Origin of the sequence: Cyanobium sp. Tous-M-B4, from assembly GCF_024345395.1 — a bacterium.
In the GTDB taxonomy this organism is placed as follows: domain Bacteria; phylum Cyanobacteriota; class Cyanobacteriia; order PCC-6307; family Cyanobiaceae; genus Cyanobium_A.
Genome location: NZ_JAGQBA010000002.1, coordinates 398,001 through 422,024 on the forward strand (window position 1 = coordinate 398,001; position 24,024 = coordinate 422,024).

Here is a 24,024-nt window from a genome sequence, read left to right on the forward strand (position 1 = left end):
CCGCTGAATTACCACGGCGCCACCAGCGGCCGGGGCGGCCTCGCGGGCGCTTTGGTGGCTGCGGGGTAGAGGGGCTCAGGGTGGGGGTGTGGGATTAAGCAGTTGCCATTCTTGGCGATCGAGGCGCCGCCAGCGACCTTCGGGCAATGCGCCCAGCTGCAGGGGGCCGATTGCCAGCCGCTGCAGATCGAGCACGGGGTGGCCAAGGGCCTCGGCAGTGCGCCGGATCTGACGGTTGCGTCCCTCTCCCATCCGCAGTTCGATTTCGGTTGCCTGGGGGCGCCTTTGAATCAGCGCCAGCCCCACCGGTTGGCTGGCCTGGCCATCAAGGGGCACTCCGGCGGCCCAGCGCTCCAGCACCTGGTCATCCGGTTGGCCCTTCACCCACACCCGGTAAGTCTTGCGGTGGCCGTAGCGGGGATGGGTGAGCCGCAGGGTTACCTCCCCCTGGTTGCTGAGCAGCAGGGCGCCGCGGCTGTTGGCATCGAGCCGGCCCACCGGGTGGAGTCCGCTGCCGTGGCGCAGTTCGTCTGGCAGCAGGTCCAGCACGGTGGTTCGCCCCTCGGGGTCGTGGCAGCTGCAAACCACTCCCACCGGTTTGTTGAGCAGCAGCAGCAGGGGCTGGGGCCGGGCCGCCAGGGGCTCTCCCCGCACGGTGATGCGATCGCGCTCTGGGTCGGCCCGATCGCCCAGCTGGGCTACGGCACCATTCACCTGCACCAGGCCTTGGCCCAGCAGCTGTTCTGCCTGGCGCCGGGAGCAGAGCCCGGCGTTGGCTATCAGTTTTTGCAGCCGCTCAGAGGCCATGCCATCCATGTTCGCCCTTGAAAAGAATGGTAGGTTTACGAAACCAAAGAGTTTCGTAAACCGGCTCGCCATGTCCGCCCTGTCCGTTCTTGGCTCCAGCCCCAGTGCCGGCGCTGCCTCGGCCCAATCAGGCGGCGACCTAGTGCGCAGCTACCTGCGGGACATCGGCCGAGTGCCGCTGCTATCTCACGAGCAGGAGATCACCTTGGGCCGCCAGGTGCAGGAGCTGGTGGGTTTGGAGGAGCTTGAGCAGGAGCTGGAGGTGCAGCTGGGTAACAAGCCAAGCCAGGTGGAATTGGCCCAGGCCGCTGGTCTGAGCGCGCCCCTACTTAAGAAGCGCTTGCAGGCTGGCCGGCGTGCCAAGGAGCGGATGGTGGCTGCGAATTTGCGGCTGGTGGTGAGCGTGGCTAAGAAGTACACGCGTCGGAATATGGAGCTGCTGGACCTGATCCAGGAGGGCACGATCGGTTTGGTGCGCGGCGTTGAGAAGTTCGACCCAACCCGTGGGTACAAATTTTCAACTTATGCGTATTGGTGGATTCGCCAGGGGATCACGCGGGCAATCGCTGAGAAGAGCCGGACGATCCGGCTGCCAATCCACATCACCGAAACGCTGAACAAGCTGAAGAAGGGTCAGCGAGAACTAAGCCAGCTGCTGGGGCGCACGCCGACGGTGACGGAGCTTGCCGAAGCGGTGGAACTGCCGGAAGAGGAGGTGAAGGATCTGCTGTGCCGTGCGCGCCAACCGGTGAGCTTGGAGACGAAGGTGGGCGATGGGGATGACACCGAACTGCTTGACCTGCTGGCAGGAGATGCGGAGCTGCCGGAGGAGCGGGTGGATGGTGAGTGCCTGAAGGGCGACCTGCGTGCGCTGCTGGAGCAACTGCCGGAGCTGCAGGGGCGGGTGCTGAAGATGCGTTATGGGATTGAGGCTGGGGAGCCGCAAGAGAGCTCGGAGCCGATGAGCCTGAGCGCCATCGCTAAGCAATTGGGCATGAGCCGCGACAAAACTCGCAACCTGGAGCGCAAAGCCCTCGAAGGCGTACGGGCCCAATCACGCATGCTTGAGGGTTATCTGGTGGCTTGAGCTGACACAGCCGCTTGGCTTTGCCGCCTATTCGGCAGGTAACTTGATATATTTTTTAAGTAGTTAAATTAGAAAAACTGATCGAAGTTGTCGAAATCGACTGCACTGAAGGTGCCTGCTTCCACCTGAGCCATAAGCCGTTCCAGCTGCACCCACAGGGCGCCAGCTGTGGCAATCGACAACACAAAGGAAACCAGCAGGGCAACCCCGGCCGAGAAACCGAATACCTGCAGGCTGCCGCCAATAAACAGGGTGATGCCGATCACCACGCCGAAGTAAGGCAGGGTGACCGCAAAACTGCCAAGCGGTAGCAGGGGCAGGCGATCCTGTTTCCAGCCCTCCAGCTTGTTTTCTACCAATTTGGCGAAGGTGAGCCCGCAGAGCACGCCGATGGCCAGGCCCACACCAGCCACTAGGTAGGGGGGCTGGATGATCTGGGCATATTCCAGCAGGATGTCACTCGCATCTAAATCGCCGTACATCCAGCCGTCCGGCAGGGCGCTGCTGTCCATGGCGTCGAGGGGCAGGCTGGCCATCTGCTGAGACTGGTCTGGGTGGCCGAGACCCTAGGCCCTCAGGGTTCCCAGCGCTGGGAACCCAGGAAGGTGAGTTCGACGAAGCTGCTGCCGTTGTGGTCCTCGGGACCCAGTTGCACCCGGTAGCCACCAAGGTCTACATCGCGCATGGTCTCAAGCGCGGTCACAAAGCGTTGGCGGCTGGGTTCCGGCCCGGCTCGACGCAGGCCTTCCACTGTCATTTTTGCGGCAAGGAAGCCCTCCAGGCTGTTAAAGCCGAAGTGCGGTTTGGCCTGCTGGCGCCGCATCAATTCCTGGTATTCCCTCACCACTGGCACCCTTTCGTTCCAAGGGAAAGGCACCACCTGGGCGACGCCAATGCCACTGGCCTCATGGCTTTGCAGGGAGGCACGCAGGGCGCTGGTACCTACAAACGACACGTTCATCAGCTGGGCTGTGCTGCCGCGCCGCCGCATCTCGCGGCTTAAGGAGGCCGAGCTCGGGTAGGCAGCTACCACCAAAACTGCATTGGCATTGGCGTTTTGCACCATGCTGGCTGCCCTGCCGGTTTGGTTTGAGTTGCGCTCAACGCTGGCAGTAGCCACTGGTTTGAGGCCATGGCGTCTCAAGGCGTTGAGAGATCCCTTGAGGCCGTCTTGTCCAAAGGCATCGTTTTGATAGACAACCGCAACGCGATGGCGGCCGCTGCGCACTAAGTAGTCGACCATCCGGTCAATTTCCATGTGGTAACTGGTACGCAGGTTGAACACCATGGGGCGATGGGGCTGGCGTAGCAGTTGGGCGCCGGTGAGTGGAGCGATCAAAGGGATTTTCTGTTTCTCAACCAAGGGCAACACCGCCTTGACGGTGGGGGTGCCCACATAACCAAACAAAGCAAACACCTTGTCGCGCTCAACCAGCTGCTTGGTGTTGCGCAGGGTGAGAGGTGGGTCGTAGCGGTCGTCGAGGCTCAGCAGCTTCAGGCGCTTGCCATGGACGCCACCTTGGCGATTCACCTCTGAGAAATAGGCCAGAGCCCCTTGCCGGTATTCGCTGCCGAGCATGCCGGAGGGGCCGCTGAGGGCCGCCGACTGCCCCAGCACCAGTTCTGTTGATGCCAGGCCAGGCAGGGCCAGCGTCAGGGCCAGCGCCACTGCGGTGCCTACTCGCTCACAAGCGGCTTTCGGCTTTAACTTCAGCAAACTGCAGCAGTTGGGCATGGGTAAGCGCAGGCAAAGGCCTTGGAACGTGCTGGCGATGGTTGCCGTTGTTCTGGCGGCCATCCTGGCAATTTTGGGGATCGGGCGCATTGATGTGAGCCCGGTGCTAAGCCGCGATTCTTTGCGTCTCTCCTCCGCATCCCGCGCTCTCACCACCCTGCCCCTCGGCGAAAAGCCTGCCCTTGGTGTATGGAGCTCCATGCGGGGAGACCAGCTCAGCGCTGGCGAGGAACGGGTCGATCGGGCTGAGCTGGAGCGAGCCCCATACAAGGTGGAAGTGGGAGTGTATTCGACTAGCAATTATGAGCTAGATCTAACGGTGCCAAGCTATTCAAGTGGTGGCTATGTATGGCTGCGCTGGGAGGAGCCTATGCAGCGTTATGTGGAAACTCATGGCGGAGATATTTCCAGCTTGTTTATTGTTCTAAATACCTTGCTTTCTGATAAGGATTCAAGCCTTAGGCCGGTGGGCGAAATGCCGGTGCGACTTGCCGATGGCGGCTACTATCAATTATTCACGTATGTTGGTCGTTATTATGTAGATAAGGCTAGTTTTCGCCACTATCCTTTTATGAATATTAGCCTGCCACTTGTCATTGAGGCTAATGACGTGGATGGAGAGCTCGGTTATCAAAATCTCCGTTTAATTCCAGAGATTCGCAACAGCGGCATGGGTCTCTATGCACGCATTATTGGCTGGCTAAATACCGGCTGGTCAATTGCGGAATACCGACACCACTACGCTACAAATTTTGGCCTTGGTGGCGAAGAAAACGACTACAGCCAGATCCTCTTTGAAATTTCCTATGGCACCTCTTCGTGGTCATCTTTCTGGAGATTGTTGTTGCCACTCTCCGTGCTGATGGCCATGGTGTTGTTGGTATTTAAGGTGCGGCCTGATGAGCAGGATGCTCGTGCCAGTATCCCGGTCACTGTGCTTCTTACGCTGGTTTTTCTACAGCAAACCTATCGTGACAAGTTGCCTGATTTGCCCTTTCTTACCTTCCTTGATCAAGTATATGTCGTTGCTTACGTAGTCACGCTGGCAGCGTTTGTGTTGGTGCTATGGATTGGGCGTCGCTATGCCGTGATGGAATCGATTGAAGATCCAGCAGAGAAGCATGCACTATTAATGCATCTAAATCGCCTCGACGATATCTGGCCCCTAGTGGTAGTGCTGGTGGGTGGTGCTGCAATGACCTTCTGCTGGATGACGATCCCCCAAGTTGTTTGAGCTATCTATAAATTAGTTCTAATGTTTAAGCGGGTTGCAGTGTGAGCCTTGCCAGCATGCCACTCACCAACTTGCGGGGTGAAAAAGTACGTCCCATCAGTCCCATCAAGGCTCGCAAATCATCTGTGTGCAAGCGATCACCCTGGACCAAGGTAAGCAGCAGCCGTTGACGCAGGCTGCCGCCTTCTGGACCCAACAGCAGTTTCAGGCCAGCTCCAGCAACTGGAAGCAAATCGGGGCTGGTGGAATCGTTTTCCACAACCGCCAATAGATTCTCCAGTCGTTCAAGCTGCAGGCGGCCGTGTCGATCAAAGAGCACCTCAAGCAGTTTTTCGCGCATCTCACTGGTGTCTCCTGCCAGCAGGCGCCGGGCGACGTATGGATAGGCAACTCGGATGATCTTGAAGCTGGGATCAAGCCGCAGAGCCAAGCCCTCCTGGCTTACCACCGCCCGAATGATCAGGGCGAAGCGAGCCGGCACCCGAAAGGGATAGGCATACATCAGCTCCGAAAAGCGATCGGTGATGGCTTTGAAGTTGAAGGAGCCCACGTTGTCGCCTAAGGCGCCACCAAGCACCTCCTCAAGGGCAGGAATGATTGGCTCGAGGTCGGCCTTGGGGTTGAGGAAACCCAGGCTGACGAAATCATCGGCCAGGGCGCTGAAATCCCGATTGATCAGGTGAACAACGGCACCGGTGAGGGTGAGGCGATCGCTGTCGCTGATCGAATCCATCATGCCGAAATCCACATAGGCCACATGGCCTAGGGGGCCGGTTTTGCCGGAGAGCGCAAACAGGTTGCCGGGGTGGGGATCAGCGTGGAAATAGCCAAATTCGAGCAGTTGCTGCAGTCCGGCGATCACGCCAGTGCGGATCAGGGCCGAGGGATCCAGGTTGCGAGCTTCCAGCGCCTGGCGTTCCTGCAACTTGGTGCCATTGATCCACTGGGTAGTGAGCACCCGCTGGCTGGATAGCAGTCGCTCCACCCGCGGCACTGTCACCTCGGGCTGGCGGGCGAATAGATCGGCAAATCGTTCAGCGTTATTGGCCTCGAGCCGGTAATCAATCTCTTCAAACAATGTTGAGCCGAATTCATCGATGATGTCGCCGAGGCCAAAGCCCAGGTTGAGCGGCAACAGCGGCGCACTCAGCACAGCTAACAGGCGGATGATCACTAGATCCCGCCGCAAAATTGTGGGCAGATTGGGGCGTTGCACCTTGACTGCCACCCAGTGGCCATCAGCGAGCTGCGCTTTGTAGACCTGGCCCAGGCTGGCTGCTGCTACGGGGTAGTCGGGGAATACCTCAAACAGCTGGTCGGCCGGGGCGCCCAATTCCTGTTCAATGGTTGCTAGCGCAATCGCATGGGGATAGGCGGGCAGGTTGTCCTGCAGCTGGGTTAGCTGTTCGAGCCAGTCGCGCCGTACCAGATCGGGCCGGGTGGAAAGGGCTTGGCCCACCTTGATGAAGCAGGGGCCCAGGTCGGTGAGCGTAGTGAGAATGCGCTGGCCCAGCCGTTGCTGCACCTGGGCATTGCTGCTGTTGCCCTGCACCACCAACACCAGGGCCAGGCTGGACAGCTGCCAGATCACCACGATCAGCCGGGCGATCAGCACCCAGGGGCGCAACAGCAACCAGCGCAGGTCCCGGCCCGGGTCGTAACCCAGCTCCTTGGCAGCATCGGCGTTGGTCAAGGCACAGCAGTGGCTAGCTGGGCAGACTCTATGAACGCCACCCCTCTTGCCATGGGCCTGCCGCTGCATCTGCCGGCCCACGGCCGCGGTCGGGGTCTGTCTCCTGCCCTGAGGAGCCTGCTGCGCCAGCGGCCGGGCAGCTGGGACCTGCCGGAGCTGCCGGAGCAGGGTGGCCCCCTGATCGATACCGGTGCCGTCGCTGAGGCTCAGCGGCGTTGTGCCTCCCAGCTTGGTGCGGAGGCGGTCTGGTTTGGTGTTAACGGCGCCAGTGGCCTGCTGCAGGCGGCCCTGCTGGCCCTGGCTCCCCCTGGCAGCCGGGTGCTGCTGCCCCGCAACCTGCACCGCTCCTTGCTGCACGGCTGCGTGCTGGGCCAGCTGCGGCCCGTGCTGTTTGACCTGCCCTTCGATCCGGCCAGCGGCCTGTGGCTGCCACCGAGTCCAGCCCATCTCGAGGTGGTGCTCGCAGCAGCAGAGCAGGACGGTCCCCTGGCGGCCCTAGTGCTGGTATCGCCCAGCTACCAGGGCCAGCGCGCCGAGCTGCCGGCCCTAGTGGCATTGGCCCACGGCCGTGGGCTGCCCGTGCTTGTCGATCAAGCCCATGGCCGCGGGGTGGCCTTGGCTGCTGGGGCCGACCTAGTGGTGCTCTCGGGCCAGAAGGCTGGCGGCGGTTTGGCCCAGAGCGCAGCCCTGTTGCTGCAGGGCTGCAGGGCTGATCGCGATGCCGTGGCCCGGGCCCTGCTGTGGCTGCAGACCTCCAGCCCCAGCGCCCTGTTGCTGGCCTCCGCAGCAGCTGCTCTCGACGACCTCACCAGCTCGGCGGGCCGGCGCCGCTGGCAAGCGGCATGGCGCTGCGGCGAGCGCTTGCAGCGCCGCTGCCGTGCGCTGGGCTTGCCCCTGGTTGCCAATGACGACCCGCTGCGGTTGGTGCTGCACACCGCTGCCATGGGAATCAATGGGCTGGAGGCCGATGCCTGGTTGCTGCAGCGGGGTGTGATCGCCGAGTTGCCGGAACCGGGGGCGCTCACTTTTTGCTTGGGTATGGCGCCGCCCCCTGGGCTGGTGTGGCGCCTGCCCCACCAGCTGCTGCGCCTGCGGCGTGCCCTGGGGGGACCGCCCCTGCCACCCTTCAGCGCGCCACCGCTGCCGCTGGTAGCGGAGCCGGAGCTGCCCCTGGCCGAGGCCTGGCGCGCTCCAGCGGAAGTGGTGGCTTTGGCGGCGGCAGCTGGACGGATCGCCGCCGAACCCCTTTGTCCCTATCCGCCGGGTATACCCCTGCTGGTGCCCGGCGAGCGGATCGATCTGGCTAGGGCTACCTGGCTGCGGCAGCAGCAGCAGCTTTGGCCAGGCCAGATCGCTGATACGGTGAGGGTTGTGGCCGGATAGGGGGCCGATGGATTCCAGTGCCGCGGCCGATCTAGGCCAAGCTTCCCAGCAGCCGACCTACCAGTGGGATTTCGTCACCCCTGGGCTGCCGGATAGTGCCTTTGAAGACGCTCCGGGCTTCAGCCCCACCCCCATGGAGCTGAGGGTGATGCTGCTGGCCCATCTGCGCCCCCGCGCCGATTCCCTGGTGTGGGATGTGGGCGGCGGCACTGGTGCCCTGGCCCTGGAAATCGCCCGGCTGATGCCCAGGGGGGCAGTGCATACCCTCGAGCGCGACCCCGATGCCATCGAGTTGTTGGAGCAAAACCGACGCCGCTTTGGCATCACCAACCTGCACATCCACGCTGGCGCTGCGCCGGATGATCTGGACCAGCTGCCCGCCCACCCAGATCGGGTGCTGCTGGAGGTGGGACGGCCCTTGGGTGATGTGCTGCTGGCGGTATGGGAAGCGCTGGTGCCCCGCGGGCGCTTGGTGATCAGCACCGCCAGCCTGGAGGGCTTGGTGGATGCCACCGATACCCTTGGCCAGCTGGCGGCCTGCGATGTGCAGGTGGTGCAGGCCACCGTGCACCGCATGCAACGGCGCGGCAGCCAGGCCAAATTGGCTGCGGCCGAACCACTGTTTTTGATTGCTGCCGAGCGCTCAGCTAGCTCGGAGACCTCCTGATCGCCGCGTGTTGATACCTCCTACCCAGCCAGCTAAACCCCGCACCGCCACCTCCTTACCCCGGCTGTTGAGCGGCTGGCTGGCTGGGGGCTTTGGCTTCGTGGTGGTGATGCTTGGGGGCTGGTGGTTCACGGTGGCCGTGGGGGTGATCGTGCACTTGGGGCTGCTGGAGTTCTTCCGGATGGCCCAGTTCAAGGGGATCCGGCCCGCCACCAAAACCACCCTGGTGGCGGTGCAGCTGCTGCTGGTCACCACCCAGCTGGCCAGTGGCAGTGGCTTATTGGGTGGCGGTTGGTTTGCCGGTGATGTGGCCGCAGCTGTGCTGCCGGCCTCTGGGGCGGTGATCTGCGGCTGGCTGCTGTTGCAGCCGGTCACCGGCACCATCGCCGACATCGCGGCTTCAATTTTCGGGCTGTTTTACCTGGGTTTTCTGCCCAGCTACTGGATACGTCTGCGCGACCTGGCCGGAGACGCTCTGGCGCCCAACCTGGCCGGCCAGCCCTGGCCCGCCAGTGCCGGCCTCGCCCTCACCCTGCTGGCCTGCTTCTTGATAGTTGCCACCGACATCGGCTCCTACGTGATCGGCCGCCGGCTGGGGCGCCATCCGCTTTCGCCAATCTCCCCTGGCAAAACGGTGGAGGGGGCCCTGGGCGGGGTGGCCTGTGCGGTGGCGGTGGGTGCTTTCGGCGGCACCTTGATCGGCTGGAGCTGGGGCTGGCTGATCGGTGCGGTGCTCGGGGCGGTGGTGGCCCTGTTTGCCCTGGTGGGTGATCTCACCGAATCGATGATGAAGCGCGATGCAGGCCTAAAGGATTCCGGTGATGCCATTCCTGGGCATGGCGGGATCCTGGATCGAATCGACAGTTATTTGTTTGTGCCGGCGGTGGTTTACTCGCTGGTAACCCTGGTGTTGCCCCTCTTGCAGGGCTAGTGCAGGACTAAGGGCTCACCTGGGCCGTGCCAATCAGCTGCACCATGCCTGCCTCTATGCGGGCATCGCTGATGTGGATGCCGGGATCCATCGGCAGCCTGCTGCTGACCTCGCCGTCAACGGAGCGAATTTCGATGCTGCCCCTAGCTGCCAGCACGGTGGTGGCGAGCTCGACCAAGTCGGGAGCCCCAAGGGCTCGGGCGGCAAACACCAGGTTGTCGCGGCACATGCGCAGCTCCACCAGGGGCACGATGCCAAGCAGGGCCTCGCCCAGGCCATCGCCTAGGGCGCGCCACTGGGGGGCGCTGAGGGAGCGGGTGAGGCCGTCGGCGGTGAAACTCACCTGGCCCTGGATCTCGAAGGCCCGCTCCAGCTGCAGCGGTTGGCCCTTGAGCAGGTTGCCGCTGTGCACCTGGATGGGACCGCTGCTTAGCTCCACCAGCTCGAAGTGGAGGTCCCTGTAGATCACCCGGCGGGCCAGCAGTTGCACGCCGGCCAGACGACCGCGCAGTAACTGCAAGCCAGTTCCTTGCAGCTGGATATCGAGACTGCCGATGGACTGGCACTGCTGGCGCACCCAGAGCTGCAGGCCGCTGGCCAGCAGCTGCATCACCGGCCCGCCTGGTTTGTCGTCGCTGCTGCTCATTGCTGGGAAGGGGCGTCGAGCCAGGTGGCGGCGACGGTGGCGGTCTGATCGAGGTGCGGTAGGTGGCCGCAGGCATCCAGCTCAAGCACCCGCTCTCCTAACAGGGCCAGGGCCGCCCGCTTCTGGGGTGCCCGCAGGATGCGGTCATTGGCGCCCCACAGCACCTTGATTGGTTGGTGGGGCAGGGGGGCGCCGGCGCCGGCGAAGCCACCGGAGCGGGCAAAGCGCCGCAGGGCATCAGCCCAGCCAGGGCTTTGCAGGTGCAGCGAGGCGATCTCCAGTTCGGCAGCTCCCACGGCGGCGTCCGGATCGGCGAAGGCGGTGCGGCAAAGGCCCCGGCGCACCCCTGGTAGGGCCAGAAAGCGCACGCCTAGGCCATCGAGCAGGGGCGGCAGGGGCATGGGACGGCCAGTTAGGCCGGCTGGAGCCAGCAGCAATAGCCGATTCACCTGCTCGGGCAGGCGTCGGGCCAGCTCCACCGCCACCGAGCCACCCATCGAGGCACCGATCAGGCCGAGGGGGGCGGGATTGCGGCTGCCAATTTCCCGCGCCAAAACCTCCAGGTGGCGCAGCACGCCGCTGGGGCTGTAATCGCCGCCGCTGGGCCTTGGGCAGAAGCCAAAGCCGTACAGGTCGGGAATGAATAGCTGCACGCCGCTGGCCAGCAGGGGGGCCAGACGCCGGAATTCCAGGAAGGAACTATCAAAGCCATGCAGCAGCAACACCGGTGGCCCCTCGCCCAGCACGGCCACAGGCCAGGGCCCCTCACCGCCGAGTTCAGGCAGGGGCCACCACTGCACCTGCGCTGCCAGGGCCCTGCCCTGGGGATCCAGCAGGCTGCTGGCCGCTGCCGCCACCAGGGCTTGCTGGGCTGTGGGCTCGCTGTTCACGCGGGCTGGCGCTCGCTGCTGCAGGTGCTCACCAGGGCGGCCAGTAGGTCGTTGGGCCCTACGGCAAAGGGCAGGTGGTGCAGATCGGAATCGTCGCGGCAGGCAAAGGCGCAGGCCTGCTGCAGCTGGTGCAGACCTGCCTCAGCCAGGCCAAGCTCCTCCAGGCTCACCGGCAGGCCGAGCTTGCGGAACAGGGGCAGCAGCTGGCGCCGGGATTGGCCGGCCAGCTGGTTGCCGCCGAGCACCTCCTCCAGCCGCAGCTGCACCAGGATCCCGAAGCCCACTTTTTCGCCATGTAGGCGGCCATGGCTGGCCTCCAGTTGGGTGAGGCCGTTGTGAACGGCATGGGCGGCCACGGTGCGGCAGCGGGCTCCCCCAATACCGCCGATCAAGCCAGCGCTGAGGCCGCAGGCTTCAGCCACCCGCTCCCAGGCGGGGCCGTGGGGATCCTGGAGGGCAAATTCGGCTTCCAGCATGAGTTGGTCGCGCAGCACCCGGGCCATCTGAACCGCTTGCTGCACCAGGCCATCGCCGCTGGCGCCACTGCTCACCGACGACTCATACCACTTGGCCATGGCGTCGGCGATGCCGCTTGCCAAGGTGCGTGCTGGGGCTTGGCGGACCAGGTCGTGGTCAAAGATGAGCAGATCTGGGCAGCGGGCCAAGGCCACATCGCCCAGAAAGGCACCTTCAGCTGAATAGATGTTTGCCAGGGCAGTCCAGCCCGCGCAGGTGGCCGCACTGGTGGGCACGGTGATGCAAGGCAGGCTTAGCCGGTGGGCCAGCAGCTTGCCGGCATCGAGCACCTTGCCGCCACCAATGGCCACAACTGCATCGCAGCCTTGCTTTTGACAAATCGCGGCGACCGGTTGCAGGTCTTCTTCGCAGCAGTCGAACTGCAACTCGGCGCAGTGTGGCTCAAGCCCAGCCTGATGTAAGTCGGCAACCAGCTGCTGCCTCAGCCGGGCTGTTACGACGCTGCGACCCAGCACCAGGGGGCGCTGGCCCAGGGCAGCTAGCCGCGGGATGCCCTGGAGCCAAGCTCCAGGGCCCCTCAACACCTCTGCAGGTGCGATGGCGTGTTGGCTCAGGGAGTTGCTCATCCCGCTGCTGCTTTCATCCCCAAGTGATGGTACGGGCTAGGCCCGAATCCCCTCAAACTCCAGCCGCAGCCAATTCCGGCTCGGCCGGCAGGGCTGCCTGCTTGCGGATCACTACCTGCTTGTCTTCATTGACATCGACCAAGGCGGAGTCGCCATCGCCAATCCGTCCGGTGAGGAATTCCTCGGCCAGCGAATCTTCAAGCAGCCGCATCACAGCTCGGCGTAGGGGACGGGCGCCGTAGGAGGGGTTGTAGCCCTCCTCGACCAGCCGTTCCTTAAAGGCTTCCGTAACTGATAGGGCAATGCCCTTCTCCAACATCCGGCTGAACACCTCCTTGAGCATGATCTCGGCAATATCCTTGACCTCGTCGCGGTTGAGCTGACGGAAGACAATGATTTCGTCGAGGCGATTGAGGAATTCAGGGCGGAAGTATTGCTTCAGCTCCTCATTAACTAGCGAGCGAATGCGGTTGTAGTTGGTCTCATCTGCATCACCACCGCCAAACTCGAAGCCGAGGCCGCCGCCGCCCTTTTCAATCACCTTCGAACCAATGTTCGAGGTCATAATTATCAGGGTGTTCTTAAAGTCCACCGTGCGGCCCTTGGAATCGGTCAGGCGACCGTCTTCGAGCAGTTGCAGCAGCAGGTTGAACACATCGGGGTGTGCTTTTTCGATCTCGTCGAATAGCACCACGGTGTAGGGACGGCGGCGTACAGCCTCGGTGAGCTGGCCACCTTCATTGAAGCCCACATAGCCTGGAGGCGAGCCGATCAGCTTGCTGACCGTGTGGCGCTCCATGAATTCCGACATGTCAAGCCGGATCATGGCTTCTTCGCTGCCGAAAAAGTAAGCCGCCAGGGACTTGGTGAGCTCGGTTTTACCAACGCCGGTTGGGCCGGAGAAGATAAAGCTGGCAATCGGGCGGTTGGGATTTTTCAGCCCAACCCGGGCCCGGCGGATGGCACGGGACACGGCCTTAACGGCTTCGTCTTGGCCAATCAAGCGCTGGTGGAGGGTCTCCTCCATGTTCAGCAGCTTGGCTGTCTCGCTTTCGGTGAGCTTCTGAACAGGCACACCGGTCCAGGAGGCAACGATGTGGGCGATGTCTTCCTCCGTAACCATGGGCGTGCGGTCGCCATCGGCGGCACCCTCAAACACTGCTATGGGTGCACTGCTACCGGCCTCAGCAGTCACGGCCTCAGCTGCTGGCTCCTCATCTTTGCGGGTCTGCAGGATTGAACGAATCTGCTCGCGCAGCTCTACTTCCTTATCGCGCAACTCACCTGCCTTGGTGAAGTCTTGCTCCCGCACGGCCTGTTCTTTGTCTTTCTGGACAGCGCGCAGCTGCTTATCAGCTTCCTTAGCGGCAGGCGGCAACTTGGAATTCATCAGCCGCACCCGGCTGCCGGCTTCGTCTACCAGGTCGATTGCCTTGTCTGGTAGGAAGCGATCAGAGATGTAGCGGTCGCCTAGGGTGGCTGCCGCAATTAGGGCCTCATCGGCAATTATGAGGCGGTGGTGAGCTTCGTAGCGATCCTTCAGACCACGCAGAATTTCGATCGTGTCAATAACGGAAGGCTCGCCCACCATCACCGGCTGGAAGCGGCGCTCTAGGGCCGCGTCGCGCTCGATGTGTTTGCGGTACTCATCAAGGGTGGTGGCGCCGATGCATTGAAGTTCACCCCGGGCTAGGGCAGGCTTGAGAATGTTGGCGGCATCGATAGCACCTTCTGCCGCACCTGCGCCAATTAAGGTATGCACCTCATCGATCACGAGGATTACATTGCCGGCGCTGCGGATCTCCTCCATGATTTTTTTGAGGCGCTCCTCAAATTCACCCCGATATTTGGTGCCTGCCACCAGCAGGCCGATGTCCAAGGTGAGAACTCGTTTGTCTTCGAGGATGTCTGGAATATCACCAGAATTGATTCGCTGAGCCAAGCCTTCGGCGATGGCTGTTTTGCCTACGCCAGGCTCGCCAATTAGCACCGGATTATTCTTAGTACGACGACCCAGTATTTGGATTACACGCTCAATTTCGTTCTGACGACCCACCACCGGATCGAGCTTGCCGTCGGCGGCCTGCTGGGTGAGATTGCTGCCAAACTCGTCGAGGGTTGGTGTTTTGGTGGAGCCCTTGCCGCTGCCACCACCGGCGGCTACCTCGGCTGTTTCGCCCAGCATGCGGATCACCTGGGTGCGCACCTTGGCCAGATCAACGCCAAGATTTTCCAGGACCCGAGCAGCTACACCCTCACCCTCACGGATCAAGCCAAGCAGCAGGTGCTCGGTGCCGATGTAGTTGTGACCAAGCTGGCGAGCTTCTTCTAAGGAGAGTTCCAGAACTCGCTTGGCGCGAGGCGTGAAGGGGATCTCCACGGCAACGAAGCCTGAGCCTCTGCCGATGATTTTTTCAACCTCAACGCGGGCATCTTTGAGGTTCACCCCCATCGACTTGAGCACCTTGGCGGCAACGCCAGTTCCCTCACCGATCAGGCCAAGCAGGATCTGTTCGGTGCCCACAAAGTTGTGGCCAAGGCGGCGGGCCTCCTCTTGGGCCAGCATGATCACCTTGATGGCTTTCTCAGTAAACCGCTCGAACATTGGCCTAGGCCTGGTACAAGTGCTTCCAAGCTACCAGGGTTAACAGGTGTGGTGTGGTTTACGCCGCATCAAAGGCAGATCCCCTGCGGTAGCTGGCTCTAAGGCGTTTGAAGGCAACAATGCAAATTGCTGAATTGCCGGTCATTAGCAATAAGAAAAGCCGGTTATCCACACCACTGCTACGCATTATTCAGGTCAGATAACCGCAGCCATTGGATCAGGGCGTCTTCGCCATTGCGGTAGTAACCGCGACGCACTCCCGCATCACGGAAGCCCAGGCGGCGGTATAGGGCCACTGCTGCAGTGTTTGCCGGGGCTACTTCCAGGGTGGCGTGCAGGGCCCCCTGCTGCCCGGCCTCCAGCAGCAGGGCCTTCAGCACCTGCTGGCCGAAGCCCCGGCGCCGCTGCTCCGGATCCACCGCCACCACGGTGATGTGCAGTTCATCCACCACCAGCCATCCGCTAGCCATGGCCAGCAGCTGCTGCCCTTGCCAAAGTCCCACCCCGGGGCGCCGCTGCTCCGCCAGCTCGGTCTGCCACTGGGCGCGGTTCCAGAGGCCGCCGAGGCTGGCCTGGTCGAGGCCTAAGCAGGCCTCCAGGTGCTCAGGAGCCAGGGCCGCCTGGTGCAGCGCCGCCAGGGAGGTCCTTACATTCATGCTCACTAGACCCGCGCGGCCAAAGCCATGCTGACCTCCCATGAGCCCGCTGCGCTGCTGAATCCCTTTGAAAGCGATAGGGATCCCCATAGTCCTAATCGCAATCTCACCCCCCTCACCACTGCCCTCGATAGTGAGGGGCGCCTATTGGTGGGTGGCTGCCTGCTGAGCGACCTGGCCCGCGATTACGGCACACCTTTATATGTGCTCGATGAAGCCACCCTGCGGGGCACCTGCCGGGCCTACCGGGAAGCCCTCGCCCAGCACTACCCAGGGCCGTCCCTAGCCATCTACGCCTCCAAGGCCAATAGCTCCTTGGCCATAACTGCCCTGGTGGCATCCGAAGGCCTGGGGCTTGATGCGGTTTCTGCTGGCGAGTTGCTCACAGCCCTGCAGGGGGGCATGCCGGCGGAGCGCATCGTGCTGCACGGCAACAACAAGAGCCGCGAAGAGCTGGCCCTGGCAGCCGAGCAGGGCGTCACGGTGGTGGCTGACAACTGGCGCGATCTTGAGCTGCTGGCTGCCCTGGCCCCTGACTTGCAGCGACCTGTGCAGCTGATGCTGCGTTTTACGCCGGGCATTGAGTGCCACACCCATGAGTACATCCGCACCGGCCACCTCGACAGCAAGTTTGGCTTTGATCCCGACCAGCTCGAGGCGGTGCTGCAGCACCTGGTGACCTGTTCCTGGGCCCAGCTCACCGGGTTGCACGCCCATATCGGCTCCCAGATTTTCGAGCTCCAGCCCCACCGCGATCTGGCTGGCGTGATGGCCGACGCCCTGGCCTTGGCCCGCTCCCTGGGGCACCCGGTGGTTGATCTCAACGTGGGCGGTGGCCTGGGTATTCGCTACACCACCAGCGACGATCCGCCGAGCATCAGTGAGTGGGTGCGCACCGTGGCTGAGGCGGTGGTGGTGGCCTGTCAGGAGCGGGGGCTGGAGCTGCCCCGCCTGCTCTGTGAGCCGGGGCGTTCCCTGGTGGCCAGTGCCGGGGTCACCCTCTACGAGCTGGGCAGCCGCAAGGACATCCCCGGCCTCCGCACCTACCTCTCGGTGGACGGCGGCATGAGCGACAACCCCCGGCCGATCACTTACCAGTCCCAATACACGGCGGTATTGGCCGATCGCCCCACGGCCGAGGCCAGCGAAACCGTCACCGTGGCTGGTAAGCACTGCGAATCTGGCGACGTGCTGCTCAAGGATTTGGCCCTGCCGCCAGCTGGCAGCGGCGATGTGTTGGTGGTTTTTGCCACCGGCGCTTACAACGCCTCGATGAGCTCCAACTACAACCGCATCCCTCGGCCAGCGGCGGTGTTGGTCCACGACGGGTTCGCTGATTTGGTGCAGCGCCGCGAGCAGCCGGAAGACCTACTGCGCTACGACGTTTTGCCAACTCGGTTGCGATCGGTAAGGTGAGTTAATCGATTGGAGTGCGCGTGATCGGGCCGCAACTGGGTGAGTTGCTAAGGCTGATCGATTTGCGCTTGCTACTTGATCTGCTATTCGCCTTCGGCCTGGGTGTGCTTGTGCTGGGCCGGGTCACCGAGGCCCGCACCCTCTGGCTGCTGCGTGGCTATTTGTTGCTGGTGGCCCTGGCCTGGGTGGTGCAGCGCTACGCCAACCTGCCGCTCACCAGCAAGCTTGTTGATGCCCTGGTGCTGGCCTGCAGCCTCGCCCTGGCGATTCTCTGGCAGGGGGAGCTGCGCAGGCTGATGGAGCTGCTGGGCACCGGCCGCATCGGGGTTCTGTTTGGCAGCCGCAGCCAAGACCAACTGGGATCGGGATCGGTGGCGGTTCTAAGTGAGGCTGCCGGCCGCCTTTCCCAGGCCCGCCGCGGCGGCTTGATCGTGGTGGATCTGGGCAGCGACCTGCGTCCCGAAGACTTCTTGAATCCCGGCATTGGCCTCGACGCCAAGCTGTCGGTGGATTTGCTGCTCAACCTGTTCGCCGCTGACACGCCGCTGCACGACGGTGCCGTGCTGGTGAAGTCCAACCGCATCGTCGCCGCCGGTGTGATCCTGCCCCTATCCCGCCAGGGCATCAACCGCTATGGCACCCGCCATCTGGCGGCTCTGGGTCTGACCGAGCGCTTCGATCAGTGCCTGGCGATCGTTGTGTCGGAGGAAACCGGCACCCTGTCGCTGGCGAGTCAGGGCCGCCTCGAGCGGCCGATTACCAGCAGCCGTCTGCACGACCTGCTCAGCCAGGCCCTGGCCTTGCCTGTTGGGCGTAGCGTGGTGAAGGACACGCCGGAATCCCGCGGATGAGTCGCGCCCTGGCGACCACCACTGCGACTGCCCCCGAGGTAGTGACGCCTGGCCTTGATCCGGCGAGGTTGCCCAGCCATGTGGCCGTGATCATGGACGGCAATGGCCGCTGGGCAAAGCAGCGCAATCTTCCCCGGGTGATGGGCCACCGTGAAGGGGTTGAGGCCCTTAAGCGCACCTTGCGGCTCTGCAGCGACTGGGGCATCAGCGCCCTCACCGCCTACGCCTTTTCCACCGAAAACTGGAGCCGCCCTGGCGAGGAGGTGAGCTTTCTGATGGCCCTGTTTGAGCGGGTGCTGGCCCGCGAGCTTCAATCCCTGGAGCAGGAGCAGGTGCGGATTCGCTTTCTTGGCGATCTTGAGCCCCTGCCGGAGGGGCTGCAGCGCCTGATTGCCGATGCCACCGAGCGCACGGCAGCTAATACCGGCATTCACTTCAACGTTTGCACCAACTACGGCGGCCGAGCCGAGCTGGTGCGGGCTGCCCAGCGGCTGGCGCGGCGCTGCGTGGCTGGGGAACTAGATCCTGCCGCAATCGATGAGCAGCAGCTCGCCGCCGAGCTGCACACCGCTGGTGAGTGCGATCCGGATCTGCTGATCCGCACCAGTGGCGAGAGGCGCATCAGCAATTTCCTGCTTTGGCAGCTCGCCTACGCCGAAATCCACATCACCGATGTGCTCTGGCCCGATTTCAATCAGGCGGCCCTGCTCGATGCCCTGCTCGACTACCAAGGCCGCCAGCGCCGCTTTGGTGGTGTCGAACCCTGCTGAACTCGCCTTGATCACGCGTCACGACTGGTCCCGTTCCGAAATCCAGGCGCTGCTGGAGCAGCCCCTGATGGAGTTGCTTTGGCAGGCCCAGCAGGTGCACCGCTCCGCCAACCCCGGCTACCACGTGCAGCTGGCCTCCCTGCTCAGCGTCAAGACCGGCGGCTGCGAAGAGGACTGCGCCTACTGCCCCCAGTCGCTGCACAACAGCAGTGATGTGGCGGGCCGGCCGGAGCTGGAGGTGGAGCCGGTGCTGGAGCGGGCCCGGGCCGCCAAGCAAGCCGGGGCCCATCGTTTCTGCATGGGCTGGGCCTGGCGTGAGATCCGCGACGGTGCTCCCTTTGAGGCGATGCTGCAGATGGTGCGCGGTGTGCGCGAGCTGGGCCTGGAGGCCTGTGTAACCGCCGGCATGCTGAGCGACTCCCAGGCCGAGCGCCTAGCTGAAGCCGGCCTCACCGCCTACAACCACAACCTCGACACCAGCCCCGAGCACTACGACCGGATCATCACCACCCGCACTTACCAGGAGCGGCTGGAAACCCTGGCCCGGGTGCGCCGCTCCGGCATCACCCTCTGTTGTGGCGGCATCATCGGCATGGGCGAAACCGACGCCGATCGGGCCGGGCTGCTGCAGGTGCTTGCCAACTTGAATCCCCACCCGGAGAGCGTGCCGATCAATGCCCTGGTGGCGGTGGAGGGCACTCCCCTAGAAGACTTGCCGCCGGTCGACCCCCTGGAGCTGGTGCGGATGGTGGCCACGGCTCGGATCCTGATGCCCCAGGCGCGGGTGCGGCTCAGTGCAGGCCGCGAGCAGCTGGGTCGGGAAGCCCAGATTCTTTGCCTGCTGGCTGGTGCTGATTCGATTTTTTATGGCGACACCCTGCTAACCACCTCCAATCCTGCGGTGGAGGCCGACCGGGAGCTCCTGGCCGCCGCCGGCGTGCAGGTGGGCGGATGAGTGTGCTGGTGGCGGCGTTTTATCGCTTCGCCGCCCTTGAGGGCCTGCCAGAGCTGCAGCGCGAGCTGGGCGACCTGGCAGCAGCCGAGGGGGTAAGCGGCACGATCCTGCTGGCGCCTGAGGGGGTAAACGGCACGATTGCCGGAGCAGATGCTGGCGTTCAGGCGCTGCTGGCTCGGCTGCGGCAGGTGGCAGGCCTGGAGCGGTTGGAAGCCAAGTTCAGTCGCTCGGAGATTCAGGCTTTCCACCGGCTCAAAGTGCGGCTAAAGCGCGAGATCGTGACCATGGGTGAGCCCCAGGTGAGTCCCTATCTGGCCTCGGAGGTAGGCACCCACGTGCCCCCTGGGCAGTGGGATGCCCTGATCGCCGACCCCGACACCCTGGTGATCGATACCCGCAACGCCTACGAGGTGGCGATCGGCAGCTTTGAGGGTGCGATTGATCCGGGCACCGAAACTTTTCGCGAGTTTCCCCATTGGGTGGAGCGGGAGCTCAGGCCGCTGGTGGAGCAGCGCCAGCCCCGGGCGATTGCGATGTTCTGCACCGGTGGCATCCGCTGCGAGAAGGCCACGGCTTACCTGCAGCAGCAGGGTTTTGCCGGGGTGCACCACCTTGAGGGGGGAATCTTGCGCTACCTCGAGGAGATCCCCGAGCCGCTAAGCAGCTGGCGCGGCGAGTGTTTTGTGTTTGATAAGCGAGTAGCCGTCAACCACCAGCTCGAGCCCGGAGAGCACAGCGTTTGCCATGCCTGCGGCCTGCCGCTTTCGCCTGCCGATCGCAAGCTGGCCAGCTACGTGGCCGGGGTGAGCTGCCGCCACTGCCTCGAGCGCTTCAGCGACGCTGATCGTCAGCGTTTCGCCGAGCGTCAGCGCCAGATGGAGCGAGCCCGCCAGCGGGGTGAGCAGCACCTTGGTGGGCGCCCCGTTGGCTGATTACCAGCCAATTTTGTACAGCTTTCGCCGCTGCCCCTACGCGATCCGGGCGCGGCTGGCCTTCGCTGCCGCTGGCCTGCAACCTGGCCAGGACCTGGAGTTGCGCGAGGTGAGCCTCAAGGCCAAGCCCCCCGAGCTGCTGGAGGCCTCCGCCAAGGGCACGGTGCCGGTGTTGGTGCTGGGGGCTCAGGTGCTGGATGAAAGTCTGGCAATCATGCGCTGGGCCCTGGAGCGCCGCGACCCCCTCGGCTGGTTGGCGGGCTGGAGCCCAGCCCAGCTGGCCGATATGGAGGCACTGATTGCCACCAACGACGGCCCCTTTAAGCAGCACCTCGATCGCTTCAAATACCCCGATCGCTACCAAGGGGAGCCAGCCAGCACCAACCGGCTTGCTGGCCTCACGATCCTGCGCCGCTGGAATGAGCAACTAGGGGCCGGAGGCTGGCTGCTCGGCGATCGCCCTTCCCTGGCCGACTGGGCCCTGCTGCCCTTCGTGCGCCAGTTTCGCCTGGTGGATCCGGCGGGCTTTGACGCCGAGCCGCAGTTGGCGGCGCTCCAGGCCTGGCTGGGTCGGTTTTTGGCTTCTCCGGAGCTGGCGGCGGTGCAGGAGGTTCCCTGGGCGGCGCGAGCCCCTTGGCGCTCACCTGGCTTGCTTTATCACCTGGCGCTGCGGCCCGAGTGGCAGGCGGCCCGGGCCGATGGCGTGTATCGCCGCTCCACCCGTGGCTTGGCTTTGGAATCGGTGGGCTTCATCCACCTCAGCTCAGCGCACCAGGTGCCGGCCACCGCTAACCGCTTCTACGCCGATCTGCCCGCCGCTGAGGTGTTGTTGCTTACGGTCGATCCCCAGCGCCTGGCGGCTGCCGGTTTGGAGGTGCGCTTTGAGCCGGCCGCCTCGAACGCTGGCAACACTGGTGGGGAGCTGTTCCCCCATCTCTACGGCGCCTTGCCCCTGGGGGCCGTGCTGCGCGCTGAGCCCTGGCAGCGGCAGGCCATAGCGCAGGTGGGTGTGGGCGCTTGCGTCACTGGAGCACCTCCAGCTCAAGCAGCTGGGCCGCTTGGTTGAGGCGACGGTCGAAACAGGCGAAGGTCATGGGAAGGTCCAGTTGCTGGTGCAGGTTGTGGGCTGCAGCCAGTTGCACGCTGTCGTAGCCGCGTAGGGCAAATGCTTCTGCATAGATTCCGGCTTTTTCAACTAGCGGCTGGGTGACATCAGCGATCACAAAGTCAGGCCAAGCCCGCTCAAACATGGATCGAGCCTGGTCTAATCCAAGCTGATTAGCACCCTTGAAGCGAGTGCGCTGGGCAAAGGCAGCCATCGACTCAGCCCAGGTGATCCTGCAGACCGCGATTCCTTCTGAAGAAGAGCTTGCCTCGATCATGGTCTCGCTGCCCTGCTCGTCGATGAAGAGCTTGAGAAGGGCAGAGGTATCACAAAAAAGGATCACAGTCTCTAACCACGATCCTCGATCACGATGTCACTTATCAGTGGGCCGCCATCGTTCAGCTTTACGGGTGGTGGAATCACAGGATTCTTGCCATTCCAGCTGATCACGCCGGCATCAATCGCTTTCTGCAGCGGATTGGTTGAGGCTGAAGCAGCTGGGTTCAGAGCTGTGATGCGTGCGATGGGCTTGCGATGGGAGGTGACTTCCACTACCTCGCCAGATTGGGCACGGGCCAGCCATTCGGAGAGATGGGTCTTGAGATCCCGCACCGAAACCTGGCTTGCGACTACTTCTGACACGCTTGAAGCCACATATGCGACCACATTAGCCGCCTCCCGCTGCGATGGGGCGTTGGGCAACGGTTGAGACTGGCCCAGGCCGTGGCGGTTGTGGATGTCCAGCTCTTCCCCCGGGGCACCTACCTGCCCCAGCCCCAGCCTGGAGCAGCTGGAACAGGAAGCCCGCACGCGCGGCCTGTTGCTGCGCCTGCAGGTGGGCCGGCCAGCTGGGTTGGCCTGGAGCCTGCGGCTGGGAGTGGCGCGCAGGGATGGGAAGAGGCTGGTGCTGCTTGGTGAGATCAAAGGCTGGGCCCTGCCTGCGGCCGCTGGCCTGCGGCTCGACACGATGCGGGTGCAGGGCGAGGACACGGCCGCCGTAGGACCCTTGATCTGGGCGGCCACCTTTGCCTGGGCCCTGGAGGCAACCCCCTGCTGCCAGGCCACGATCCTGGCCATCCGCGACAGCGAGGCCCAGCACCGCCGCCTGGTGCGCTACTTCCGCCAGCTGGGCTTCAGCCCCCTGCGCGAGCTCGGTGCCGGCGTTGCCGATCTGGCCCCCCGGCTGATCTGGGGCGGGGGTGGTCTTTTGATGCGGGCCGATTGCACTGAGGTGTTGCGCCGCAGTGGACGGCGGCTGGGTCTGGACTGATCAACTTCCAAGCCGGCATCGGCTTGCAGCTGCTTCAAAACTGCAGCTGCAAGCCGATGCCGGCCGCCAGGATCGGCTCGGCGTTGCTGCCATCGGGGTTGAGGATCAGCTGCAGCACCGGCTGAAGACTGAGGTTGGCGTTCACCAGCCAGCTGTAGTTGAGTTCGAGCACGGTTTCACTGCTTTGGCCAGGCGAGAGGGTGGGGCTAAAGCGGCTGCTGCCGATCCCTAGGGCCAGCACGTCGAGGGGGCGGCCTGGCACTAGCCCCTGACTGAGCCAGCCCCCACCGAGAAATAGGGGTACGGGATTGGTGTCCCACTCGAAGCCAGCGTTTACGCCCAGCCAGAAGCGGTTGTCGAGCCCCAGTGGCAGCTGCGCCGCCATGGTGAGGGTGGCCATGGCGGCCCCATCCAGGTTGCCAGTGCTGCGGTTGTCGACGTAGCCGCTGGCGATCTGTAGGAGGGGCGGTGGCAGCTGGCGGTTGATTTGCTGGTCGCCGACGCGGATTGGCTTTTGCATCGCCGCCGCTCCCGGTAAGCGCTCATAGCTCCACTGGACTACCTGGAGGTGGCCGTTCAGGCGCTGCTGGTCGGGGTTGACGCCGAATAGGGAAGCCAGGCTGTATTCGGGATCCAGCAGAAAGGCGCCGTAGTGCCATTCGCCCCAGCGGCCGGCAGGCTCCGGTCGCCAACTCAGCTGCAGGCCAGGAGCGGTGTAGGGGTTGATTGGCAGCCCGTCAACACTGAGGTTGAGGGTGTCGTTGAGGGCTGAGTGCACGTAGGCATCAAGCACCGGTGCACTGACGAAACCGGGATTGAGCGAGAACACCCCGGCCTTGATGCCGATGCCTCCCTGGCCTGGCTGGCGCTCCACGCTGGCTTCGGTGAGCCAGAGGCCGGTGGGGTGGGCCGTGCTCTGCAGGGGGAAGGCGGCGCCGAGGCTCTTTGCGTAGTTGGCATCACCGCTGAACAGCATCAACTGCAGGTTGGTGCGCCAGTGGTCGGCTTCTTGCCACTGCTGCTGCTCCTTGGCCAGCCCGCTGCTGAATGTTGCCCCCAAGGTGAGTTGCTGCATCCAGCTGGCGCCTTGACGATCGCCACCGCTGGGGTTGGCCAGGGGCTGGGCCTGCAGGTTGAAGTCGAGGTCGAGCCAGCTGGCTGTTGGCGCCGGCTCTGCCAAAACTGAATACGGCAGCAGCCAATTGGTTGCTAGCAGCAGTAGGGGTGCCAGCAGGCGTTTGGAGGATCGTGCCGCGCCGCTCAAACGCTTACAGGCTCCAGATGGGGC

General features: G+C 63.7%; 24 protein-coding genes. 12 read left to right on the top strand and 12 right to left on the bottom strand.

Translation table 11 applies throughout. The features are described 5' to 3' along the window. Positions 1–75 precede the first annotated feature (75 nt). Complete coding sequence (locus KBY73_RS05300; protein WP_254936037.1) at positions 76–807, bottom strand: pseudouridine synthase; 732 nt, start codon at positions 805–807, stop codon at positions 76–78. A gap of 70 nt (positions 808–877) precedes the next feature. Between KBY73_RS05300 and KBY73_RS05305 the strand changes: the two genes are divergently transcribed. Then, positions 878–1,894, top strand: a complete 1,017-nt coding sequence (locus KBY73_RS05305; protein WP_254936038.1) for an RpoD/SigA family RNA polymerase sigma factor — start codon at positions 878–880, stop codon at positions 1,892–1,894. A gap of 68 nt (positions 1,895–1,962) precedes the next feature. Here the strand turns inward: KBY73_RS05305 and KBY73_RS05310 are convergent, their stop codons facing one another. Both KBY73_RS05310 and KBY73_RS05315 read right to left on the bottom strand, forming a co-directional pair. Beyond that, positions 1,963–2,430, bottom strand: coding sequence for a hypothetical protein (locus KBY73_RS05310; protein ID WP_254936039.1), 468 nt, complete (start codon positions 2,428–2,430; stop codon positions 1,963–1,965). A 38-nt stretch (positions 2,431–2,468) separates the two neighbouring features. Then, positions 2,469–3,563 carry an ABC transporter substrate-binding protein gene (locus KBY73_RS05315; protein ID WP_254936040.1) on the bottom strand — a complete coding sequence of 365 codons (1,095 nt, stop codon included), beginning with the start codon at positions 3,561–3,563 and terminating at the stop codon, positions 2,469–2,471. 4 nt (positions 3,564–3,567) lie between these two features. Between KBY73_RS05315 and KBY73_RS05320 the strand changes: the two genes are divergently transcribed. Further along, positions 3,568–4,863, top strand: a complete 1,296-nt coding sequence (locus KBY73_RS05320; protein WP_254936041.1) for a hypothetical protein — start codon at positions 3,568–3,570, stop codon at positions 4,861–4,863. A 25-nt stretch (positions 4,864–4,888) separates the two neighbouring features. Here the strand turns inward: KBY73_RS05320 and KBY73_RS05325 are convergent, their stop codons facing one another. Further along, positions 4,889–6,529: an AarF/ABC1/UbiB kinase family protein gene (locus KBY73_RS05325; protein ID WP_254936225.1), complete on the bottom strand. Its 1,641-nt coding sequence runs from the start codon at positions 6,527–6,529 to the stop codon at positions 4,889–4,891. A gap of 57 nt (positions 6,530–6,586) precedes the next feature. Here KBY73_RS05325 and KBY73_RS05330 point away from each other — a divergent pair, with 57 nt between their 5' ends. The 3 genes from KBY73_RS05330 to KBY73_RS05340 are packed head-to-tail and all read left to right on the top strand — an operon-like array spanning position 6,587 to position 9,537. After that, a complete protein-coding gene (locus KBY73_RS05330) occupies positions 6,587–7,939 on the top strand; it encodes a lysine decarboxylase (protein WP_254936042.1) in 1,353 nt (450 codons plus the stop codon). A gap of 7 nt (positions 7,940–7,946) precedes the next feature. Continuing rightward, positions 7,947–8,606: a precorrin-6Y C5,15-methyltransferase subunit CbiT gene (cbiT, locus tag KBY73_RS05335; RefSeq protein ID WP_254936043.1), complete on the top strand. Its 660-nt coding sequence runs from the start codon at positions 7,947–7,949 to the stop codon at positions 8,604–8,606. Between the two features lie 10 nt (positions 8,607–8,616). Next, positions 8,617–9,537: a phosphatidate cytidylyltransferase gene (locus tag KBY73_RS05340; RefSeq protein WP_261347168.1), complete on the top strand. Its 921-nt coding sequence runs from the start codon at positions 8,617–8,619 to the stop codon at positions 9,535–9,537. 7 nt (positions 9,538–9,544) lie between these two features. On the opposite strand, the gene KBY73_RS05345 is transcribed toward KBY73_RS05340, so the two are convergent. The 5 genes from KBY73_RS05345 to rimI form a co-directional block, all read right to left on the bottom strand. Beyond that, positions 9,545–10,183, bottom strand: coding sequence for a DUF2993 domain-containing protein (locus KBY73_RS05345; protein WP_254936045.1), 639 nt, complete (start codon positions 10,181–10,183; stop codon positions 9,545–9,547). Then, positions 10,180–11,073, bottom strand: a complete 894-nt coding sequence (locus tag KBY73_RS05350) for an alpha/beta fold hydrolase (protein WP_254936046.1) — start codon at positions 11,071–11,073, stop codon at positions 10,180–10,182. Before KBY73_RS05350 ends, KBY73_RS05345 begins: the two co-directional genes overlap by 4 nt. After that, on the bottom strand, positions 11,070–12,176 hold the full coding sequence (locus KBY73_RS05355; protein WP_254936047.1) for an iron-containing alcohol dehydrogenase family protein: 1,107 nt from the start codon (positions 12,174–12,176) through the stop codon (positions 11,070–11,072). Before KBY73_RS05355 ends, KBY73_RS05350 begins: the two co-directional genes overlap by 4 nt. A 52-nt stretch (positions 12,177–12,228) precedes the next feature. Next, complete coding sequence (locus tag KBY73_RS05360; RefSeq protein WP_254936048.1) at positions 12,229–14,781, bottom strand: ATP-dependent Clp protease ATP-binding subunit; 2,553 nt, start codon at positions 14,779–14,781, stop codon at positions 12,229–12,231. A 179-nt stretch (positions 14,782–14,960) separates the two neighbouring features. Beyond that, on the bottom strand, positions 14,961–15,437 hold the full coding sequence (gene rimI, locus KBY73_RS05365; protein WP_254936049.1) for a ribosomal protein S18-alanine N-acetyltransferase: 477 nt from the start codon (positions 15,435–15,437) through the stop codon (positions 14,961–14,963). A gap of 27 nt (positions 15,438–15,464) precedes the next feature. Here rimI and lysA point away from each other — a divergent pair, with 27 nt between their 5' ends. The 6 genes from lysA to KBY73_RS05395 all read left to right on the top strand — a co-directional run bounded on the left by lysA (position 15,465) and on the right by KBY73_RS05395 (position 21,427). Next, positions 15,465–16,853 carry a diaminopimelate decarboxylase gene (gene lysA, locus KBY73_RS05370; protein WP_254936050.1) on the top strand — a complete coding sequence of 463 codons (1,389 nt, stop codon included), beginning with the start codon at positions 15,465–15,467 and terminating at the stop codon, positions 16,851–16,853. 20 nt (positions 16,854–16,873) lie between these two features. Further along, positions 16,874–17,704, top strand: a complete 831-nt coding sequence (cdaA, locus tag KBY73_RS05375) for a diadenylate cyclase CdaA (RefSeq protein ID WP_254936226.1) — start codon at positions 16,874–16,876, stop codon at positions 17,702–17,704. Continuing rightward, on the top strand, positions 17,701–18,474 hold the full coding sequence (locus KBY73_RS05380; protein WP_254936051.1) for an isoprenyl transferase: 774 nt from the start codon (positions 17,701–17,703) through the stop codon (positions 18,472–18,474). Before cdaA ends, KBY73_RS05380 begins: the two co-directional genes overlap by 4 nt. A 67-nt stretch (positions 18,475–18,541) precedes the next feature. Further along, positions 18,542–19,429, top strand: a complete 888-nt coding sequence (gene bioB / locus KBY73_RS05385) for a biotin synthase BioB (RefSeq protein ID WP_396096697.1) — start codon at positions 18,542–18,544, stop codon at positions 19,427–19,429. Continuing rightward, a complete protein-coding gene (locus tag KBY73_RS05390; RefSeq protein ID WP_254936053.1) occupies positions 19,426–20,361 on the top strand; it encodes a rhodanese-related sulfurtransferase in 936 nt (311 codons plus the stop codon). The genes bioB and KBY73_RS05390 overlap by 4 nt, the downstream gene beginning before the upstream one ends. Beyond that, positions 20,327–21,427 (top strand): DUF952 domain-containing protein, encoded by a 1,101-nt coding sequence (locus KBY73_RS05395; RefSeq protein ID WP_254936054.1) that lies wholly within the window; start codon positions 20,327–20,329, stop codon positions 21,425–21,427. The genes KBY73_RS05390 and KBY73_RS05395 overlap by 35 nt, the downstream gene beginning before the upstream one ends. On the opposite strand, the gene KBY73_RS05400 is transcribed toward KBY73_RS05395, so the two are convergent. After that, the gene (locus KBY73_RS05400) at positions 21,384–21,743 is read right to left on the bottom strand and encodes a type II toxin-antitoxin system VapC family toxin (protein ID WP_254936055.1); all 360 of its coding nucleotides are present in this window, start codon (positions 21,741–21,743) and stop codon (positions 21,384–21,386) included. The two genes, KBY73_RS05395 and KBY73_RS05400, sit on opposite strands and share 44 nt — an antisense overlap. Before the next feature lie 71 nt (positions 21,744–21,814). Continuing rightward, on the bottom strand, positions 21,815–22,108 hold the full coding sequence (locus tag KBY73_RS05405; RefSeq protein ID WP_254936056.1) for a type II toxin-antitoxin system Phd/YefM family antitoxin: 294 nt from the start codon (positions 22,106–22,108) through the stop codon (positions 21,815–21,817). 94 nt (positions 22,109–22,202) lie between these two features. On the opposite strand from KBY73_RS05405, the gene KBY73_RS05410 reads away from it, so the two are divergent. Next, positions 22,203–22,736 carry a hypothetical protein gene (locus KBY73_RS05410; RefSeq protein WP_254936057.1) on the top strand — a complete coding sequence of 178 codons (534 nt, stop codon included), beginning with the start codon at positions 22,203–22,205 and terminating at the stop codon, positions 22,734–22,736. Between the two features lie 34 nt (positions 22,737–22,770). Here KBY73_RS05410 and KBY73_RS05415 read toward each other — a convergent pair whose 3' ends face one another. Next, complete coding sequence (locus KBY73_RS05415) at positions 22,771–24,000, bottom strand: carbohydrate porin (RefSeq protein ID WP_254936058.1); 1,230 nt, start codon at positions 23,998–24,000, stop codon at positions 22,771–22,773. Positions 24,001–24,024: the final 24 nt, after the last annotated feature.